A 23913-nucleotide genomic window follows, 5' to 3' on the forward strand; every position below is an offset into this window, starting at 1 on the left:
AGAATAACAAATATAGAACTTTTACAGTAGTCTAAATTTCAAAAAAGCAAAAATAATCCATTAATAAAAACGAAAACGTTGTAAATTATGAAAACCAACAAAATAATTCTTAAAGATGATAAAAATTACTTGTTTAATCGTGAACTGGGCTTTGCGTACAAGGACAGTTACTGATTGATTGCAAGAAGTCGAATCCGATTGTGATTGAATGTGTTCCTGTATTGTAGCTTCCAAGACCATTAAACATTAATTGATAAGAGTATGCAAAATAGAATTTAGATTTCATAAAACCAGCCATTGGCCCCATAGCCAAAGGTTTTGGGAACTGGTCGTTTAAGAAACGGTATGAAACCCCAATCCAGTAATAGTCTTCGTAGCGATTGTAACGTCTGTACTTGAAGTTAAAATCGGTTGTAGAACGCTGGTCACTTGCAAAGTACTGCAAGAAGACCGATGGTTCGTATTCGATACGTCTGTTTTCTCCATCTCTAAAAGTGAATCCAGAATACAACTGAAAGTTAGAAAGCAAATCTGGTTCGTTTGTTCTTTCTTTGGTCAAGTTTTTCTTTAAAACGTTATTGGCATTAAAACTCAAATAGAAGCCTCTATTACGATACAGGGCACTAATATCAAAGTTATTGTTTGATGTTTGACGATTATCTGTTATCGAAGGATCTATTCCTCCTACAGGACCATTTACGTCTCCAACAAAATTACCTGTTTCTAAGCGAAAGCTGTTGAAGTTATAGGATAAACCAAAAGACAAATACTGTTCTGAACGATAATCTAAAATCAAATGGTGCGCAAAAGAAACTTTGGCTCCTGTTTGTCTTGTATTACCGTTGCTGTCATTATACAATGAAAGACCTACTCCCGAACGATCCAGAACACGAAAATCGGCATAGAGAGATTGATTGTCTGGCGCATCTTTGATTCCGACCCACTGTGTTAAACCGTTGGCTCTAATACGGAGGTTATCTCCAATACCGGCATACGCAGGAGAAATAATAAAAGGATTATCAGCTAAATACTGGGTAAACACTGGTAGGTTTAACTCTTGGCTGTAACTTGTTGTTACAGCCATGAGTACTAAGGATAAAATAAGCTTTTTCATTGTAATAATTTTTTTAGACAACATCATTGGGGCTATAATTTTGTTATCTGTATAATGTGAAATGTCCAACAAACTCTCTTGGATCTTTCGGATCGTTTAGTTTAAGAACATACCAGTAATCTCCTGTTGGCAATTCATCTCCATGATATCTTCCGTCCCATTTTCCACCTACACGGTATTTCGCAACTACTCTACCGTATCTGTCATAAATATCGAACGTTAATTCTTTGTAAGCCAATGCGCCACAATCTGGACCAACTGTATCGTTTTGTCCGTCACCGTTTGGTGTAAAGTAGTTTGGCATACAGAAGTCATAGAATGTACCATGAACTGTTATTGTTTTCTCACAACCGTTTTTATCTCTTACGATAACCACATAATCACCTGTTTTATAGATTCTATAACTATTAGATGATGTGAATGATTCGCCATTGAAGCTATATTCGTAAGGAGCAACACCTCCAGAAGCTTTTACAACAATTGTATTGATGTCTTTGCTTTGGTTTGTTACATCTATTAGATCTAATTCAGGAACTGCATTAACTTCAAACAAATCTGGTGTCACTTCACATCCGTTTGAATGTTTTACTGTAATGTAATGCGGTCCTGCAGCAACATTTGTAAATATATTACTAGGCTGGAAATTTCCATTGTCTAGAGAATATGTTACTTGTGTTGGATCTGTATTTGACGGATCTATTGTTACCACAACCATATTTGCCTGAGCATTGTTCACACAGTCATAAGTTACTTCAATAGTAGGATTAAGTGTAACAGGCGGTGCCATATTAATCGTAATCTCTTGTGTACATTGATTTGCATCCATTATGTAAACTGTATGTGCTTTACCTTCAAGATTAGAGAAAGTAAATCTAGTTTGCGTTGGATCTCCTAATGTAAACGGTCCATTTTGATTGTCTAAACTATAGCTGTAAGGTTTTGTTCCTCCTACAACATCAATTACAAACTGAGCATCCTTATCGCCTGCGCAGTGCTCTTCTTGTCTTAGAGTCAGATCTTCTGTAATTCCGATTGGATCTGGTTCTTTAACCTCAACATCTTTAATGTAAACATAGCATTCATTTTCATCTTGAACTAATACATCGTAGAAACCTGGTTTCAAGTTTTCGAATACATTTTTATCAAAGAACTGTTTGAATTCAGGCTCAATTGCATATTTGTATGCGCCTACTCCTCCTTGAGCGTTTACAGTGATCTTACCGTTGTTGTAACCGTTACAAGTTAAAGGCGTACCAATCGCAGTAGCAGTTAATGATGCATCTGGCTCTGTTAATACAAATGTTGTTGACAACGTTTGGCAATCTGAGCTCGTTACTTTCACTTTATAAGTTCCTATTGGCAATTGTGTAAATGTACCAGGAATAGCTTGTGCTGGAGCTGGAGTAATATCGATTCCTGCAGCATCTTGTAAAGTATACTTGTAGTTGCCTAAACCTCCTTTTGCTACTACTGTAATAGAACCTGTAGCTCCTCCTTTACATTTGATATCAATTTTGCTAGATTTCTCGAATTCTAATTTTGGAATTGGTAGGAACTCTGTAGTGTTAGATACATAACTTCTACAATCCTTAGAATCTTTTACAAAATACTTATACTGTGTCGCAGCTGTTGTCACTGGCAATGTAATGTCTATGAAAGAACTAAATGGTCCTGTGTAATTAGTTCCATCTGCACTGTAATAGTACGGTCCAACTCCTCCAACTGCCGTTAATTTAATAACTGGCACTTGCTGACAAGTTTCTGCTTTTACAATTGACAATGTTGCTTTTACAATTTTTGGCTGGTCAATCGTTACTTTGTTAGAATCACTTGTACAGCCCCAAGTATCATTTGCAGTCACGTAATATGTTCCTGCTTTTAGATCTGTAAACTGATTTGATCCTTGCGCTTTCGCTGTAATAACTGTTCCATCAACTAATACTCCGTGTAGGGTATAAGTATAATTTCCAGAACCTCCTGTAACTGTATTAATTGTCACAATTCCATCTTCATTATCAAAACAAGTTAACATTGGTGTAGCACTAATGTTTATTGCTATTGGAGTAGGAATAGATAATCTAACTGTATCAGAGTCCTCACATCCATTTGCATCCATTACGTAAACTGTATACAATCCAGCTGGTAAATCTGTAAATTTATTCTCAGCAGAGTACGGTTTCGTAACTGGTCCGTCAAGTCTGTACTGATAATCTCCAGTCCATCCTCCTGTTGCAGTTGCTACAATTTCTCCATCTGTATTGCTTAAGCAAGAAATAGGTTTAGAATTCACCTTAATTTCTAAAGCAGCCGATGGACGTTGAATCGTAAAGTTTGTAGTAACAGAACAATATGGAAGTCCTGTCAATTCAGCTACAAATGTATACTTACCAGCAGCAAGACCAGAAAGGTCAACTTTTGTTGCACCATTTGAGTTTCCGCTTACGCTTGCTCCAGATTCGTGCGTTAATACATATGTAAATGGACCTGCTTCATCTGATGGTGCTGGAATATCATCAACTAAAGTTAATGTTATGCTTCCATTTGAATCTGTGAAACACGTTACATCTTTAATGTTTGTCGCTATTAAACGGAACGTATTCGGCTCGTTAACAATGTATGGTTTTTCAACTCCACAACCTGTTACCGGATTCGTAACTTTAATTAAGTAAGTACCTTGTCTTAATCCTGTAAATAAGCCATTTAAGCCATTTGTAACAGGGTAAACTGTATTATTTGTACCTTCAATTGTGTATGTCAATGTTGGTAATGTTCCTCTTGTTGGAATAGCTGTTACCTTAACTGACTCTGCGTCTCTACAGTTAATTTTTGTTGTAGCAAGGTCTAAACGAGCAATATCTACATACTGATCAATTTTAACTGAAGAGTATCCGCCTTGACATCCTTTGCTGTCAAATACAATAACATCATAAGTTCCTCCTAAGTAATCAGATTCAGTATAAGTGTTTCTATCATCGTTTTGAACTACTTTACCATCTCTTATAAATTGGTATCTGATGTAAGTATTAGAACCACCAGTCACTGAAGCAACAGGTACTGTAATTGTAGCGTCTATAGCTGTATTACCAACATTACATAAATATTGTGTAACTACTGGTCTATTTACCAATATAGCATCTGGCTCGCCTACTTTTGGATAAGCATATCCAACACATCCTTTACCTGAGATTACCGTTACCTCATAATCACCCGCAGGTAAATCATAGAAGTATGGAGAATCTTGAGGCCCTCTAATTTCTGGTCCAGAAGTAAGGCTGTACTTATAATTTGGGTTGTTATTTGCAGCATCTAGTTTAACCTCTATACGACCATCTTTGTAAGTATTACAAGTTACATCAAATCCTTTTGCAGTGATTCCAGTCACTAGAGTTGGCGTTTCGATTGTTACATTTACAGATTTCTCACAAGTTGGACTTGTACTAATATCTTTTACAATAAATGTGTAAGTTCCTGGCGCTAAATCTTTAAATACATTATCTACAGTTGTCGTAGTCCAATTATCTTTTGTGTATACATATTGTGCTGGCATTTTACCTCCGCCTGCAGTTAATGTAACCACACCAGTAGCAGTCATACAGATTGGATCTGTCGTAATTTCTGCTTTTAAAGTAAGCGGTGCAGGAATGTTAAATGCGGTTGCAGCTTTTACAACACATTGATTAGCATCTCTAACCCATACGGTATAATCTCCAGAATTTTTCACATTAAAGAAAGCATCTTTTCCATATTGCGATCCATCTAAACTGTATTCTAGTGGAGCCACACCTGTAGCCGAAACGTTAATTGTGTAACCATTAACAGCATCATAACAAGGACTAACCACACTTACATTAGTAATAGCTGGCATTGGGTCTTTTGAAATGTCTACTGGCACAAATGCTTTACATCCTTTTGCATCCATTACATACACATTCCAAGTATCAACTGCTGGAGCAATTGCATTAGTTGGAATTGTAATTATTTTTTCATCTTTGAATGAACCATCGGCTGGAGTTCCAGCTGTTGGCAGAACGGCTACATATTTGTAACCACCGCTACCTCCTACGATTTGTGTTTCATCAATAGTAAGAACTGCACCTGCAGAATCACAATATTGATTTTTAACCTTAACTTTCAATCCGCTTAAATCCAATACTGGCGGTTGCGTGATTTCAAATGTATTAGAAGTTACTGAACAGTATGGATAATCCTTCTCCGTAATTACTACTGTATATGCACTGCTCGCACCCATATTACTAATTGTTAATGGGTTAGTAATTGCACTATCAATAGGCCCTAAAACTCCTGTTACAGCTACACCAGCATTGAAAACTTGGTAATTGTAATTTCCTTTATAATCTATCACATCGATAGTGATTTCACCATTTGTTCCACCGTTACAAGATACCGAACCAGTCGCTGTAGCGATAACTTTTGCTGTCTCATACACTGGCACATTATAAGCATCTGTTATAATAGAACAAAATGTGGTTTTATCTGTTATTTTAAATTGATAGAAATGACCTACTGTTGGAGCTACATAGTCGAAACTGCTATCGCCTGGGTTAACCTGAACCACAGTTCCTAAAATCTGGCCATCTTGATATACTTGATATTCAAAATTAGCCGGAGATGCACCACCTGAAATTTCTACATGAATTGTTTCATGTCCATTGTTCGCGCAAGAAGCTCTATTTCCTAAACTTGCTGTTGCAGCTGTTAATTTAGGGAATGCTGCAAGCGCAATCGTAACATCATCAATACATCCATTTGCATCTTTAGCATAGAATGTTAATGTCTGAGCTGTAGCGTTACTTACAGTGAACTTGTTATCTGTTCTCCAATTTGTTCCATTATCACTATAAGTATAATTAGCAACAACACCTCCACCTGCACCGCCTATAGCAGTCACTTCTACTATTGTAGCATTTTGAGTATTAGTTCCTGAACACGTAAATGCTGATGGTGTAGCAGTAGCTACCACTGGTGCTGGTACATCAATGATTATAGATTGACTAGCTGTACATTGTTTTCCTGAAATTACACCAACTGTATAAGTACCAGCAATTAACCCAGTAAATAACGGCGTATTTTGAGAAATCAAGGCACCACCTGCTGGAATCGTACGCTGAATAGTATACGTATAATTGCGATCATCATTGCCTGGATCTAATGTTACTAATATAGAACCATTAGAAATATTTCCTTGCGGATCAGAGCAATTTGGCGATGTCGGCGTTGCTTTGAATGTTACCGGTGTAGGACGTACCATATCTACCGTATTTGTTGTCACATGACAATCATGGGCATCATATACATCAAACACATAAACTCCATTATCTGTATCTACTACATTAAAATCTGTGTACAATGCATTGGTAAAGTTAGTTAACGCAGATGTAACTCCTTTGTAAGTATAAGTATATCTGTAAGGAGCATATCCACCAACCGCTTTAACTCTTATTGTTCCGTCAGCAGGATCTGTACCAGCGCAATAAATAGGTTTCTCTATTCCGATTGAAGCGAAAAGCTGCGGTTTAATTTCTGTTGTTGTAGCAGCAGATTCACAACCATAATTGTCTCTAACTTTGATTACATACGTTTTCGGAGTTAATTTATCAAATGTATTTGTTGAATGCCATGTTTCGCCATTATCGATAGAATACTCAAATGTAATTGGGAAAGTAGATGTACTTGCCGCAGTTATTACTAAAGTTGTTGAATCTGTATTGTAATAACAATAATCAGATGTTGCCGCAATTGTTAACGTTGGTTTAGGAGGAGTTACCAATTCAAATGAATTTAGTACTTCTACTGAACAAGTATTTGCGTCTTTTACCTTAATGTCATAGAATCCTACTTGAGTAAGGTTTTTAAATATACCATCATTATTCGTGATAGTCGTGTTATCTGGCTGTGTTAGGGTATATGTGTAATCTCCCCATCCTCCGTTTGCTGTTACAGTAACTGCACCAGAAGTTGTACATCCTAATGGCGTTACTACTGGAGCTGCTAAAACTAAAGCCGCAGGCGGAGCCGCAATATTAAACGTAATATCCTTAGGACAGTTAGTTGCATCATCAATAACCTCGATCTTATGATTTCCTGCAGCTAATCCAGTCAAGCTGATTATAGGATTAGAAATGCTACCTGGAACTAAAACTCCATCAAGTTTATATTGATAAGTTGTATTAAATCCTGATACATAGAAAGTTGCTTTTCCATCAGTAGCAGTCGAACAAGTAATTCCGTCTTTAGACTGCTCTACGATATCAATTTTAACAACGTTAGCAATCTTAAGATTTTTCTGGAACGTACATTTATTTGCATCCGTTACTTGGAATACGTATTCAACATCTGGTAATAAACCAGCAAATATGTTTGTTCCATTATCTTCAAATGTTGGAGAAATTTTTTGGTATGTTAAAGGCGTAACACCTCCAACAACGTTTATAATTTCAACATTTGTATCTAAAGTTGTACAAGTTATTACCGGTCCTGCTTTAAAATCAAATCCTGTTGGAGGAACTAATTTTAAAATATCTACAGAACCATTTACAATACATCCATTTGCATCTTTTATTGCATAGAGAATATGCTGATCTGTTTTTGTACTATTTTCAGTAACAATGTATGTATCATTAGCTATAAAATCACCTCCGTTAAAACTGTATGTGTAAGCACCAGTACCACCAGTAGCTTTTAGTACAACTTTTGCAGATTGCGCTACATTTCCAGCTCCACAAGTAAGTCCTGTAATATCTGGAGCTGATAAAGTTAATGCTGTAGGTTGGCCTAAAGTTGCTGAAGCAGTAGTCTCACATCCTAAAGCATCTTTTACAATAAATGAATAAGTTCCTGCACCAACTGTATAAAGTGTTGTATTAGAGAATCCTAAACCATTAAAGTTATAAGTATAAGGAGCTTTTCCTCCTTTTGCAGATACTTCTATAGTACCGTTACCTCCATTACATAAAGGCTGAATTGCTTTATAATCTGGAACAGTTGGCACAATGGCATCAACAGTAACTGGAGCAGTCTCAATTGGACAGCTATTTGCATCTGTAATTCTAAATTGGTATACATCTGCATTAACATCAGTAACAGCATATGTAAATGTTGTAACGCCAGCTGTTACAGTAGTTGCTGGGGTAATAGGAGTATATGCACCCGCTGTACCCTTTTTAACTTCATAAGTGTATGCTGGAGTACCTTTTTCAACTGTAACCGTTATTATAGCATTTGCCACAGCATTTCCAGAAACAGAACAGTCTAATGGTTTAGTAACTTTTGCACTTGCAATAGGCGTTTCTGTTATAGTAATATTTTTCGAATCCGAACAATCGTTAAAATCTTTAATGGTCACATTTACTGGACCAGAACTTAATCCTTTAATTGTATAAGGGAATGGCACTGCATCTTTAATTTCAATGAAATCAGCATTATTTACTTTAATGTAATAAGGAGCAACACCTTGAGTTGTCATAGAAACAGTAACCTCAAACGCACCTTCAGCAGCACATTTGTTTACAATAGCTAAATTAGCAATTGCCGGAGCAGGATCTAAAGGAACATTAACCGAAACAACTGTTGGTTGAATACAGCCATAAGAATCTTTAGCCCAAACTAGATAATCTCCTGAATTAACATAGAATGTACTTGCAGTATGAGCAGCTGTAAACGAAGCAGCTGTTGGTTTTGCGTCTTCAGCACCAAAACCAAGCGGAAGAACATCTGGAACTATTTGATAAAGATATGGTCCCGTTCCGCCAGATGCTTGAGCTTTTACAATACCCGCAAGATCTTTACAGTTGTCATTTTTAATTACTGATGCTTTTACCTCTAAATCTGTCGTAGATTCTTTTATTTCAAAAGTACCAGACGAAGATTGGCAGCCTTTAGCAGCACCATTATATTCAGTATAAGCAATATAATATCTTCCTGGAGCCAAAGTTCCTGGTAGAGGGTCTGGGTAAGTTCTCGTAAATGAAGTTCCAGAAACTGAAACATTTATTTCTCCACTCACCGGTACATTGCTTTGCTCTTTAAAAATTTGATATCTCACATCAGTAGTCGTTGAAGCCCATCCTGAAACTGTAAATGATACGCTTCCATCGTTAGCGTTCTTACAAGTAACATTTGTCGGTGTCGCTGGCCCTACCAAAGTAGAAGCTGGTGGGATTGGCCCATTTGCTGATTTTAAGAAATAACAATTTGTTGCCTTATCGTGAACTACGAAAGTATATGTCACTCCCGGAATTAAGTTCTTAAATGTTTTAACTGTACCTCCAGCAACATCTGGACCACTATAATTATTTGTATACGGAGCAGTATTATACTCTAATAATCCAAATTCGTAATCTGCACTAGGAACTATAACTTTAACCGTAACAATAGCCGTACCCGCGTTTACACAGTCTGAAGCCGTTGTCGTAACATCAATATCTAAATCCTCTGGAGGAGAAGCCATCACAACTTCTTTAGATAAAGTACAGTCATTAGTATCTTTAACAACTACTGTATAAATTCCGAAATCAATGATATCAAATTTATGCAGCTGTCCTGTTGTCGCAGTAAAAGAATCTTTATAACCAAAATTACTTGTAAGATAGTATACATATGATCCTGAACCTCCTGAAACATTCTTAACAGTAATTGAGCCTAGACTTGATCCAGAACCACCTGCTGTTTTATCACATTCAATATTCTGTTGCTCAGTATCAAAAGAAATAGGGTTTGGAGATACTACAGCAACTTTAGCTGATGCAGCACTAAGACATCCTTTACTGTCACGAACTTGGTAAGTATATTCTAAACCAGTACCTGTTGCTCCAGCTAAATCTGTGAAATAACCTGTTTGGTTTTCTGTAACCCAATTATCAATTGTGTAATAAAATGGTGGAGTTCCTCCTGAAGTAACAGTAATTTTAATTGTTCCTTCATTAGAACCAGAACATAAAGTAGGGGTTGCTACAGCACTTGCTACAGGTTTTATTGGAGTTGTAACATCAACTGGAACAGTAGATTCTGCCTCACAGCCATCTGATTTTACTTTAAAGTAATAATCTCCAGGATCTGAAGTGTAGAATACATTTGTACCTGCCGGCAATATAGCTGTATAAGTTCCGCTTGAACCTTTTTTGTATTCATAAGTATATGTACTATTACCACCTGCTGCAGTCAAAGTAATTTTTGCATCTGGCGTTGCTGGCAATGTAGCTGTACAAGTTACATCTTTTTCCGGTGTAACTGTAAGTGTCAATTGGCTGTTTACGTGTAAAGGCTTTTTAGCTTCACAACCATTATCATCTTTTACGCTCAAGATATAATCTCCAGGAGCCGAAATGGTTTTAACTGGATTGTTGTCGTAAACACCGTCAATTCCGTATTGAACAACACCATTATATGTTGTGCCAGATATCGTAACTGTAATTGGTGCGCCACCTGTTTTAAAACAAGTTACCGCAGGATCATCAATTGTTGGTACTACGTCTCTAGTGATATGAGCTGTTGTTTGAGCAGGACAGCCTTTCTCATCTCTTACATAAACGTCATAATCTAATCCATCAAGATCAGTATCTTTAGAGAACGTTGTTGAAGTTGTGTAATCTGCAGGGTAAACAGGCGCTGTTGAACCCGCTTTAACCACCGCATAATATAGTATTCCTGTACCGCCATTAGCCGTTACAGTAATTGTTGTTGTTTTTCTATCGCAGAACACTTTTGGTCCAGTAGCACTTACAATTGTAACTGCAGTTGGGTTTGCTAATACGATAGTTTCATGAGCCTCACATTTTGTAAGGTTGTTTGTAACACTAAATGTATACGAATCTGCTTTTAATCCAGAATATGTAATTACATCTCCTGTTTTAGAAATACCAGTTGTAATTGTACCAGTAGCAGCTCCTACTAAGCTATAAGTATAACCTGTAGTTCCGTTAGTATTTCCTGAAATGGTGAAAACAAGTCTACCATCAGACAAATCTTTACAAGATACATTAGCATCAATTTTACCAGATTCCAAAATTGGAGTTACAGGGTCGATTACTGCTGTTCCTGTTTTTGTACAACCGTTATCATCTGTAATAGTGAAATTATAAGTTCCAGGCACTAAACCTGCAAAGGTATAAGTGCTAGAATTTTGTGTTGTTACTGATACTGCTGGCGCAACTGCGGCAACATAACTAGTAATTTCATATTTCAATGGCAATTTACCTCCAGTAACTGTAACCAATAAATCTGTCGTTAGTTTAGTAGCCTCACAAGTAATAGCTGGAGCTGAAAAAGCTATAGCCGTTGGAGGAGTTAAAGGAACAACCGTAGCTGAAGTAGTTACCGTACAGTTATTTGCATCTGTAACCGTAATATTTACAGTACCAGAAGCATTAATTGTAAATGTATTTGAATTTGATAAAGTTATTGTCGTAGCTGGGTTTCCAGTATCATACGTATATTTATACTTGTTTGCACCTGTATAAGGAGTTCCGCCTGAAGCAGTAACTGTTATTACAGCTGCTTGAGATGCATTGTTAGTTCCGCATTTTAATTCAGTTGTAACTTTTGCATCAGCTTCAAATATAGCTGCTGGACCATTAACCGTTACTGGTTTAGGAACAGAACATTTTGTATTAATATCTCTAACTACAATGTCGTAAGTAGAGGCTGTTAATGCTGTAAACTCGTTAGACGTCTGCCAAGTAGCACCATTATCTTTACTGTACTCGTAAGTTCCCGAAGCAGGAGTTGCAGTTACAGTTATTTTTCCTGTAGCGTCACCAAAACACTTAACATGAACAATATCTACTGTAAAATCAGGCGTTACTTTACTTGCTACGTTTTCTGTAAAGCCAGTTTTACATCCTTTACTGTCTACAATTTCGAACTCATAAGTACCCGCAACTGGTGCAGTATATGTAAATGTAGTTACACCCGCTCCAACATTTGTATACGTAGCAGGGAAACCAGCTCCATTAACATTTACTCTATATTTATAATCAGGGTAACCATTTCCAATTGTAACCTCAATAATAGCATCTGCACTTGTGTTACAATCAAGTTTTTTAGTCACTTTATGATCTGTAACAACTACTGGAATAGCCACTACTTGTTTTGTCAAATCTATTGAACATCCTGTAGTAACATCTCTTACAGTAACAACATAATCGTCAGGAATTAATCCTGTGAAAGTACCATTGTTTTGAGGTATACCTCCATTAAGACTGTATGTATAATTTGGTGCTGCATTTGGAGTAACAACAATTGTAGCTCCAGCTCCGCCAGCACACAAATCTGTCGCAGTTGCATCAATTGATGCTGTAGGAGGTGCTACAGTACCAATAACGAAGTCTCCTTTTACTTCACAACCATTCAAATCTTTTACTAAAACATCATAAGTTCCAGCATTTAAATTAGAAAACACATTTGTTGATTGTGTAATTGCTGGTCCTGCTGGTGATGTAGGAGTAATTGTGTATACAAAAGTTCCCCATCCACCAACTGCATTGATTGTCGCTGTACCTTTATTATCGCAAGTAACGTCTGTAACAACTTCTGGATTTAAATCTAGTTTAGTTGTTGGCCCATCAATTACAACCGTTTGGTCTTTAGAACAAGTTGTATCTGTATTGGTCACAACAATTTTGTGAGTTCCTGCGCTTAATCCTGCTACAGAAATATCAAATGAAGTTCCTGCTGCAGGAGATATTAATGCTGTAACTGGCGCTAAAGCATCTACTTGGTAGCTGTATCTAACAATGTTACCCAATCCAGAAACTGTAAAGATTGCAGTACCATCCGAAGCTCCGCTACAAGTTATATTATTATGAGATTTAACTGAAATCTCAAAAACTGGCAATGCTTTAATTTCATGTAGTTTTTCGAAAACACATTTATTAGCATCTCTAACTTCAAATGTATAGATTACACCTGCATCTAATCCAGCAAAAGTATTGCTAGGTTGGAATGTTGCTGTAGCATAAGCAGCTGGCGCTTTTATTCTATACTCTAATCCTGCTGTTGGAAGTGCTACTCCAGCACCATCGACAACATTAGTAATTTTTACTGTCGCTTGATTTGTAGGACAAGTTACAGCTGAGTTATTGATTGTCATCCCTTTTGGAGGATTCGGAGCCACAATTGTGCCTACGACAACCGTTTTCGTACAGTTTTTACGATCTGTAACCGTAACTGAATAACTTCCTGGAGTTGTTAAGTTCTCAAAAAGCCCAGTGCCATTACTTCCAACGATCGTATTTGTTGTTGTATTTTTTAATTCGAAAGTATAACCTCCGTTACCACCTATTGCAGATGCAGTAATAGTTGCAGATGTTTCGCAAGTATATGGTGTTGAAATAGAAGCCGAAGGCACTAAATCTTCTGGTTGGAAAACTTTAAATGTGTAAGATTGCTCACAACCTAAATTGTCTTTTACAATATAGCTATAAGTAATTCCCGCAACCGAACCTGCTAATGGACCATAGTGCGTAGCTGTTCCAAAAGCACCTGTTCCATTAAACTGATATGTAAATGGAGCAGCACCTGTTAATGGCGTAATATCTACATATCCATTTGCAGCATTGTAACATGTAACATTTTCAACTTTATGTTCTGCAGTTACAGGCACTAATGCTTTTATTTCTTGCTCTTCAACAGCTGTACATCCATTTTTATCTGTAATTGTGAAAACATATGTTCCAGGAACATCTGTGTAAGTAAATGTTGGGCCAGTAATATCTCCGCTAGTAAATAAAACAGCATTAGTTGCTTTATTTTTTACTTCATATTTATATGGCGCAGTTCCTTCACTAATTGTAACTTCAATAGTCGCCTTTCCGGTTATACAAGTTAATGCACCGCTGATAGATGAACGAGCTGAAATTTGCTTATTAATTGTTTGGCTTACTGCAAAAGCATCACAGCTATTGCCATCTGTAATTAAGAAAGTATATGTGCCTGGAGCAGTTACTTTATAATCAAATGATGTTGTATTAAATGTTGCACTTGAAGATCCATAAGTAATTCCTCCATCTGTGCTTACTTTATAAGTGAAAGGAGCAATTCCTCCAATAATATTAACCGTAATTTTTGCGCCATTATTTATATCAAAACACAGCCCTTGGTTTTGTACTACCTCTGCATTTGGTTTTGTTGCTGGATCAATTACTAGTTCTGTATCCATTGCATCAGAACAAGACTTAGAGTCTACTCCTGAAATAATATAAGTACCCGCTGGAACTTCATATAAAATTCCATCAACTGGGAAAATTTTAGTGTATGCTGAGTTTTTATCTTTTAATGTTAAAGTATAAGTCGGTGTACCGCCAACAGCAGTAGCGGTAACAGTTGCCCCTTTACAAGTAGCAGCTGATGCCGTTGCATTTACAACAAATGGATCCTTAGCCGGAATTGTTGTTGGGATTGTAAAGTTACAAGACGCCGCATCGTTTGCATAACGAACACGAACATCATAAAGACCTGAATTTTGTCCTGAAATTTCAACAGGTGAAACTTTAGAATTAACCCATGTTGGAGATGGATCACCACCATTTAATGTATAGTAGAATCCGTCAGTTGTATTAAAGTTTTCTGCGTAAATGCTAAAACCGCCATCGGCACTATCACTACAAGTAACTCCATTAATACCTTTAACTTCAGCCTTAAATCCTTTTCCGTTTTCTACTTTTAAATCTAATGTTTCAGCAGATAAACATGATTTTGGCAATTGGCGTACCCAAATATCATCAATAACTAAGTCATTACCATCGTATTCTTGACTTCCTGAACGAACTACGAAATCTAAATTTGTATAATTGCCAGGGTTTAATGATAAAGAAATGTGAACCCATTTTGTTCTGTTAGGGTCAAACTCTCCTTCGGCAATCTTACCCGTATTTTGAGTAGCCACAACCTGACCAGCTCCATTTACTAATTCGAATCGTAATTCTGGAGCAAATCCTTTTTTACCATAGTTTAATAAATTACCAACATAAAGATCTACAATAACAGGTTGATTTGGTATTACATCAATAATTGGTTTTCTGTATAATCGTCCATAAGGGCCTGCTTCTTTTCCAATATTTACCAATAAATATCTTCCATCTGCTCTACCCGTATTTGGTAAATTATTTGGGTTTGTCGTATGGTCTTTAAATGGAAACCATGAAGTATCATTTCTCCAAAAGAAACTTGCTACAGAATACTGATTATCCTCTACAGATTGAGTTCCACATTTAAATGGCGCAACTGTTCTTTGATCGTTAAAGCAATATCCTTTATATGGAGGATTGGTAAATTCATCCGCAATACCGGTTGTAGTAGTTGGCGGACCATTACCAAAATCTTCAATTAATAAATTGCTATATGTTGGAGCCTGTACTAAAGTATATTCTACTTTAATTTTATAATCTCCTACAGGTACATCTTTAAAAACATTAGCAGGAGTATTTGTATTTAGTGTATAAATGTAACTGCCAGGGTTTGCAGGGTCTGGCTTACCTATATAGTATGAATAGGTATAACTTGCGCTTGTAGAAACATTAGCAGTTACCGTTACAGTTCCTTTTCCGTCACAGCTATAAACAGCATCTGAAACATCAAAAGTCGGTTTTGATGGTTTTGGATCTAAAACAATTCCTTTAACCTCAAAAATACAGCCTGCCGCATCTTTAATTAATAAGGTATATGGCGTAGAGCTAGGATCAACATACGCTTGATTAGTTAGTACCCATGTTTTTCCGCCATCAAAACTATATCTGTAAGGATTTGGTGCTGGAAACGGAACACCTCCTTGCGGGTTAGTAATTCTAACTAAACCTTGATCTTCATGTCCTGTTGGTCCACAACCTGATAACTCAGCAACACCTCCTGAAGCTGTTAACTGTGAACCTGGTCCAGTGATTGTTATAGTTTGCTCTGGATCAAAACAATCTACACCATCATAAGTGTATTTTACAATTACCTTATATGAACCTGGGTTTAGGTTTGTAGTTGGCATAGTTGTAAAAGCGCCGCCATCTACATTGTAAGAAACTGCATATCCAGAATTTGCTGGTGTAACAGTCATCGAAATTTCACCTTCGTTAGAATTATAACAATTAAGGTTTTTGGTATCAAATGTAACTGTTGGTTTTACAATTTGAATCATTTTGATAGGAGGAATTGTTACAGAACATCCTTTATCATCAACAACCACAATATTGAAAATACCGTCAGCTGGTAAATCAGCTGGTGCAATAGTTATTATTGGATTAGTATAATAATCAGCATTGCCATTTACATAATACATATAATATGGCGGTGGGCCTGGTCTTGGAGTACCTCCTTTAACCGTTACCGTAATTTCACCATTTTCGCAAGCTGTAAGATTTTTAGTTACTTTTGCCTCAGCAGCCAAACGATAATCGTATACTTCAATTTCTTTCGTTATGAAACAGCCGTTCTTAGCTGTAGACATATCAACTTCATACACTCCCGGTTCAACTCCTTTAAATTTTGTAAAGTTATCATCAATCAAACCTGTGTTTTGAATTTCTACTGTACTGCCTTTCTTTCTAAGAACAAATTTATACTGACCCGGAACGTTATTTAAATTCGCAGTTATAGTTCCTAATTCACCTGTACAAATAGGGTGAGTTGCTTGGATGTCTGCTGATAATATAAGTTCTTCAACATTTACATCTACAAAGAAAGGACAGGCAGACATTTGACCGTCTATTAAAACAGTCTGTCTAATTTGAACTTTATAACTTCCTTTTGGAACATTATTGAAAGTACTTGATGTTTGATAATTTGTTCCATCAAGACTATAGCTATATCCTGTATTTTCAGGCGGATTTGTAACTTTAATCCAACCTTTTGTATTACAAACGATATCTTGTTTTTCTGCTTGTGGATCAAGTTTATTTTGATAAACATTAAAGTAATGTGTCACCACACAAGTGTTGCCATAATTTACAACAAGTCTGAAAACACCTGGTCTATCCGCAATAAACTTTGTATCATTATCAACGATAGTAGTCCAGTTTGTTGCTCCTTCATAAGGACAGCTTTCTGGATTAGGCTGATTTGCTGGAGGAACATCTTTGGTTTCCTGCCAAGTTACTTTTGTTGCGCCTGTAATTTTTGTGTCAATTTCTCTTTTATCATTAAGACCGCACAAGAAAATTTTAGGAAACGGTTTATTATCTCTTACACAGGCATAAGCAAGTCCTGTTGCTGGATCAATATTATCTCCTTTAATTGGATTTGCAATTGTCCCCGCAAGATAATCTTTAACGTTAAACGTTTGCATGATTGGTTCACAATTATCAGCTCCACTATTATTAACCGTGTATTTTCCTGGTTTGTTAATAGTAACTGTTCTGTTGTTTCCGCCAAAAATAACTCCATTTGGATCTCTCCATACGTAAGTTTTATATCCTAAAGCAGCCGTTAATGTAGCAGTACCACATATTGAAACATCTCTGTTAAATAAACAATCTTTAATACCAACTAAAAAGTTTGTAGCTGTAGGTTCTCCAACATTACATTGTGAAATCGTAGAGTAACTTCCTTCTCCAAAACCCTCTGGCGAAGTATTTTTTTCACCAAAATATTTAGAATAAGCTATATTTTCAACTTTGTTGGAACAGGCATCTATTAACTCATTACAGTCATCTACAACTTTTACTTTAAATTTAATGGTATATGGTGTAAGCGGACCATTAGCAACAACCATTGCATCAGGTATTGTAAACACCAATTTTCTAGTAGCAGCATCATATGTGGCTGTAATTCTAGAGTCCATTGTAATACCGCTAAGACCACCAAAAATTACATTTTTAGGAAGTTCATCAGTTATAGTAAAGTTCTTCGCATTATCGTTTCCTTCGTTTCTAAAATTAATTTCATACTGTATATCCTGATTTAAGGTTACCGGCTTTCCATTAATATTATTATTATTTTTATCTAGAGCATTCTTTTTTAATACAATTTTTGGTGCGATAATTTCTACTGATAAAGCAGTAAAAAACATATAATAAGAATCCTGAGAAGTGTTAATCGTAAGATTAGCATCTGTTTCATTATTCTGTATAATTGTATTATTTGGATTGTCAATTTTTACGACACCAGTATCATACCCTAAAGTATTTAAACTGGCAGGAGTACGACCTGGCAAAATAATATCACCATCGGTTATTGTACTGTTAAAAAAGTTTGGTGTACCAGGGTTACCCGGTGCAATTGGTCTTACAAGTGAAGAAATATTTCCTGCTGTAGCAGATTTAACACCTTGTATTTTTAATCCGTCTCCTTTTAAGGAAGCATCACCTTCTAATGCAGCAAAAGCAAGTTTTGCATTTACATCTCCAAATGGATTCGTTCTAAAACCTGAAACAGGAATCACCAACGGTGGGTCACTCGCTCTAATAATACCAAAACCATTAAAACTTGTGATGAACTTATTTGGTAATAATGGATCTTTATAAACTACAAAAATAGACCATCCACCAGAGTTACCTCCAGGAGTCACTTTTCCTTCAGAAGTCATGATGTCACCTACAGTATAAACACCATCCTTAGCACTCTTAACTTCATCTGTAATTTCTTTAAAACAAGCATAAGGTTTTGAAGCATATACATTGGTAACACCTGGTTTTCCTTCATCATAGATGATTGTACCTGTTAACTGCTTGTATGCCGCTGTAGGTGTTTTTAATTTCACGTTAGCGATTTTGCTTCGATCGGTACCCTGATAAGTTCCTGCCCAATACAAAGCAGCGTATACAATCTCGTAACATGTCTGACTAGCCTGGGGAATTACTAGTTTCGCAGAACTTGAATTAAAGGTATTGCTATCGCCGTCAATATCGATATATTTCATATCGAAATTGTCGTTCACCTTAGTTACATCATCGAAGGCATCATTTGCACGCTGATTCTTTTTATTTTCATCTCTATTTAAGATGTTGTTTCCAATCACCAAAATATCTCCATTTAAACTGGCGCTATATTCTGTTTTGAAACCTTCTCTTACCTGAGAATAAGAAGAAAAACTTAACAATAAAAATACGACTGCAATTAATGCTTTAAAAATAGTAGGTTTTTTCATAGTCTTCATTTTGTTTTGGGCTTTTCGTTTATTTCTTAAGGGGCATTAAAAAACAAACTATGGCATTCTAAAACTTTATTATAAATGTCCTTCTTAGTTTTTAAGAAGGACGATCATGCTAAATTATATTCTATTAATTCTCCACTTTTACAATGGCCATTCTTCCGTTGTATGGTTTATTTCCTTTTGCTTCTAAAGCTTTAGTTGCCTCTTGTAAACCATCAAACTTCTCGTAATAGATGTAATACTTACTTGTTGTCACATTGTAAAAGAAATTAATATCTGAGCGTCCTGCAGCAACTGCTTTTGTTAAGAACTCATCGCGTTTCTCTACACTGTTATGAACTGCAACAATCATATAATATCCGCTATCAGAATTTTTAATATTCTTAATAATCTGCATATTTGACTGCTCTTCACCAAAATCAAAATCACTTGCTTTTAATGGTGTATTGCTCAATTTGGTTGTCTCTTTTATTCTCTTAAGAGCCGCAACATCCTGTGCATATCTTCCTTCATCATTTTCATAAGCCGCACGTTTAATTCTACGTTTACGCTCAATTTCAGTCTCTGTTTTAATACGCTCCAAATCGGCAATCAAAGCAGCGCCTTCTCTTTCCATTTTCAACTGAGCCGCTTTCAATTCGTTTATCTTTTCTAGATAAGCTTTATTCAAAGGATCATCTTTAGGGAACTTTTTAAGTCGTTCGTTGTAAAGATTTGTCAGTTTTGCAATCTCGTTCTTCATGCTGGTATTTGCGTCTGCAATCTGAACTTTCAATGCCTCAATCTGGCTATTTTCTGCCGCTACACTCTTGAATGGTTTAGGCTCTCTATAAATTCCTTTTTCACTTAAATCATTCTCCTCTTTTAAATCATTCAAGTCTTTTTGCTTATTCGCAACAGTTGCTTTAAACTGATCTAATAAATCTGTCTGAACTTTACTCGTGCTTTCAACAGATTGAGTCAGGTTTTCGATTGCTTTTCCAGTATCATCTTTCGCTTTTGCTAGTGCTGCTGCTTCTGCATCTGCCTTCGCTTTTTCTGCCGCTAACCTCGCCTGGCGCTCCTCTTCTTCTCTCAATCGTCTTGTTTCTTCTTCAGCTTTCAGCTTTTCTGTAGCTTCCGCATCTGCTTTTGCTTTGGCGTCTGCTAAAAGTCTTGCTTGTTCAGCCTCCATGTCCGCTTTTGCTTTAGCATCTGCTGCCAATTTCGCTTGAAGTGCTTCAGCATCTGCTTTAGCTTTGGCATCAGCAGCAAGTTTTGCTTGAAGTGCTTGAGCGTCTGCTTTTGCTTTGGCATCTGCTGCTAATTTCGCTTGGCGAGCCTCTTCATCCAATCTTGCTTTTTCTTCCGCCGCTTGTTTCGCTTTTAATGCCTCTGCGTCTGCTTTTGCTTTGGCATCAGCAGCAAGTTTTGCTTGAAGCGCTTCTGCATCTGCTTTTGCTTTGGCGTCTGCTGCTAATTTCGCTTGGCGAGCCTCTTCATCCAATCTTGCTTTTTCTTCAGCTGCTTGTTTTGCTTTTAATGCCTCTGCATCTGCTTTTGCTTTGGCATCAGCTGCTAACTTCGCCTGACGTGCATCTTCCTCTTCTTGTAACTTTTTGGCTTCTGCTTCTGCTTTCGCTTTGGCTGTAGCTTCTGCATCTGCTTTTACTTTTGCGTCAGCTAATAATTTTGCTTGTAAGGCTACCATATCAGCTTTCGCTTTTGCGTCTGCTGCAAGTTTCGCTTCAAGTGCCTCAGCATCTGCTTTGGCCTTAGCATCTGCTGCTAATTTTGCTTGGCGAGCTTCTTCTTCCACTCTAGCTTTTTCTTCGGCAGCCTGTTTAACTTTTAATGCTTCTGCATCCGCTTTCGCTTTTGCCTCTGCAGCCAATCTTGCTTTTTCTGCTTCAGCGTCTGCTTTTGCTTTGGCATCAGCTGCTAATTTTGCTTGGCGCGCTTCTTCTTCTACTCTAGCTTTTTCTTCAGCAGCTTGCTTAGCTTGCAGTGCTTCTGCATCTGCTTTGGCTTTTGCTTCAGCAGCTAATCTTGCTTTTTCTGCTTCAGCATCGGCTTTCGCTTTTGCATCTGCTGCTTGTTTCGCTTTCAACGCTTCTGCATCTGCTTTCGCTTTGGCATCAGCAGCTAATTTCGCCTGACGAGCATTTTCCTCTTCTTGTAATTTTTTGGCTTCCGCTTCTGCTTTTGCTTTAGCAGTAGCTTCTGCATCGGCTTTTACTCTGGCATCAGCAATTAATTTAGCTTGTAAAGCCTCCATGTCTGCTTTTGCTTTTGCATCTGCTGCTAATCTTGCTTTTTCTGCTTCAGCATCAGCTTTGGCTTTTGTTTCTGCTGCTAATCTTGCTTTTTCAGCTTCAGCATCGGCTTTGGCTTTTGCATCTGCTTCTAATTTTGCTTTTGCAGCTGCTTCTGCATCCGCTTTGGCTTTTGCATCTGCTACAAGTTTGGCCTGAAGTGCTTCTGCATCTGCTTTTGCTTTAGCTTCGGCTGCTAATTGTGCCTGTCTTGCTTCTTCTGCTTGTTTTATCTTTAATGCTTCGGCATCGGCTTTAGCTTTCAATTCAGCAGCAATAATTGCTTGTCTTGCTTCTTCGTCTGCTTTTGTTTTTGCCTCTGCAGCTAATTTTTCTTTAAGTGCCGCTTCTTCTGCTGCTTTTGCTTTTAAGTCTGCAGCTGCTTTAGCTTTGTTAGCAGCATCAATAGAAGCTTTTGTTTTGGCTTCTGCTGCGGTCTTAGCTTTAGCTTCTGCAGCTAATCTTGCCTGCAATGCATCTGAATCTGCTTTTGCTTTTGCATCTGCTGCTAATATCGACTGCATATCTGCTGCCTCTGCTTTTGCTTTTGCATCTGCTTTACGTTTTGCCTCGGCTGCATCTGCTTTGGCTTTATTATCAGCAATTAATTTTATTCTTGCTGCTTCTGCATCTGCTTTTGCTTTTTCTGCAGCGGCCAATCTTGCTTGTCTTGCTGCTTCTGCATCTGCTTTTACTTTTTCAGCTGCTGCCAATCTCATTTTTGCTGCTGCTTCTGAATTTGCTCTTGCTCTTTCTATTGCAAGCTGTGCAGCTGTTTTTTGCTGTGTCGGTGCGGCTGCATTTGCTGCAGCTGCTTTAGCTTTTGCTGCTTCTGCATCTGCTTTGGCTTTATCTGCCGAAGCTATTTTTGTCTGTAAAGCCTCTGCATCTGCTTTGGCTTTAGCATCTGCGGCTAATTTTATTTTTAATGCTTCTGCATCTGCCTGTGCTTTATCTGCGGCTAACTGTTCTGGTGTTTTTTGTGCAACCGCTCCAGATTTATTTGCTGCAGCTTGTGCTCTTGCAGCAGCAGCAGCATCAACTTTTGCTTTATTATCAGCAGCTAGTTTTATTCTGCGCTCTTCTGCATCGGCTCTGGCTTTATCAGCAGCAAGCTGGGCTTGTGTTTTTTGTGTTTCAGCTACCGCCTTATTAGCTGCGGCTGTTTGTGCTCTTGCTGCGGCTGCGGCATCTGCTTTGGCTTTTGCCTCGGCAGCTAATCTTATCTTAACAGCCTCTGCATCTGCTTTGGCTTTAGCATCTGCTTCTAGTTTTGCTTTTGCTGCAGCTTCAGCGTCTGCTTTAACTTTTTCTGCTGCTGCCAGTCTTGCTTGTTTTGCTTCAGCATCTGCTTTAGCTTTTGCTTCTGCTGCTAATCTGTTCTTTTCAGCAATCTCTGCTCTATTAACCTGAGTAGCTTCAGACTGTGGTTTCGCTGGAACTGGTTTTGGTTTTGCTGGATCAATCAGCGAACCTTCATCTTCATCTCCGTAATAGTAATTTCTATTTTTAAATTTATAAGCAATGGCAAATTCATGCGAACCTCCTAGGTTAGAGAAATTACCCATTCCTCTTTCATAATTGTATTCAAGAGAAATGCTTGGAGAAATATTAACTCCAAGACCTGCCGAAACTCCATATAATGTGTTATATCCCGCCTGCGCCCACACTCCTTGCTGAAGTGCCAGCATTGCAAGTCCAGAAATAACTGTTTTATCCTTTTTTATTTCTGTTCTAACAATTCCAGAAAACTTACTTCTGTCAAAAAAACCATAACTGTCAATATATCCAGTATACATAGCATGAAGCTGAATGGCTCTTTCTGGATCTTCTTTTACCATTCCAGATCCAAAATTGTATAGTATCAGATTGTTAACTGCTACCCCAAAATCTAAAAATTCTGTTCCGTAATTAATTCCCGGATTTACAGTAAGCAACGTGCTTTTTGGAAAATCTCCACTTAAAATAGTGGTATCATCTGTTATAATTTTTCCTGTATTTATACCGCTTTGATAGATTCCGACATTTAAACCAAAAGTCAAATTGCTAGCCTCTTCTAAGACAATATTATGAGCGAAATTGGCAACTCCGCCAAAAACAGTCATCAATCCGTAATTCTGTTGAAATAGACCTACCGCAAATGCTTCGTTCTCTCTAAATCGCCCAGAGTAATTGGCTAAAAAAGTCTGTGGAGCATTATCAAACTGCACCCATTGTCTTTTATTATAAAAACTTGCATATGGGTTTGATTCTCTAACAAAACTAAATGTTGGGTTAATTAAATATCTATTAAACTTTAAAGAATTTCTAATGGGTAACGAAAACGAAACAACTCCATCCTCAGAAGCTTCTTGAGAATAGAGTACATTTGATAAACCGTAAAATAACGTGATGAATAGTAAAAGTTTCTTCAT

General features: G+C 37.2%; 3 protein-coding genes. All 3 read right to left on the reverse strand.

Going from position 1 to position 23913, the window contains the following annotated elements; translation table 11 throughout:
• Nucleotides 1-133: 133 nt before the first annotated feature.
• Nucleotides 134-1114 carry a type IX secretion system membrane protein PorP/SprF gene (locus N4T20_RS04630; protein ID WP_260671932.1) on the reverse strand — a complete coding sequence of 327 codons (981 nt, stop codon included), beginning with the start codon at nucleotides 1112-1114 and terminating at the stop codon, nucleotides 134-136.
• 43 nt (nucleotides 1115-1157) lie between these two features.
• Nucleotides 1158-19199 carry a T9SS type B sorting domain-containing protein gene (locus tag N4T20_RS04635; protein ID WP_260671933.1) on the reverse strand — a complete coding sequence of 6014 codons (18042 nt, stop codon included), beginning with the start codon at nucleotides 19197-19199 and terminating at the stop codon, nucleotides 1158-1160.
• A gap of 133 nt (nucleotides 19200-19332) precedes the next feature.
• Nucleotides 19333-23913: a type IX secretion system membrane protein PorP/SprF gene (locus N4T20_RS04640; protein ID WP_260671934.1), complete on the reverse strand. Its 4581-nt coding sequence runs from the start codon at nucleotides 23911-23913 to the stop codon at nucleotides 19333-19335.

Source organism: Flavobacterium sp. TR2, assembly GCF_025252405.1.
GTDB lineage: Bacteria > Bacteroidota > Bacteroidia > Flavobacteriales > Flavobacteriaceae > Flavobacterium.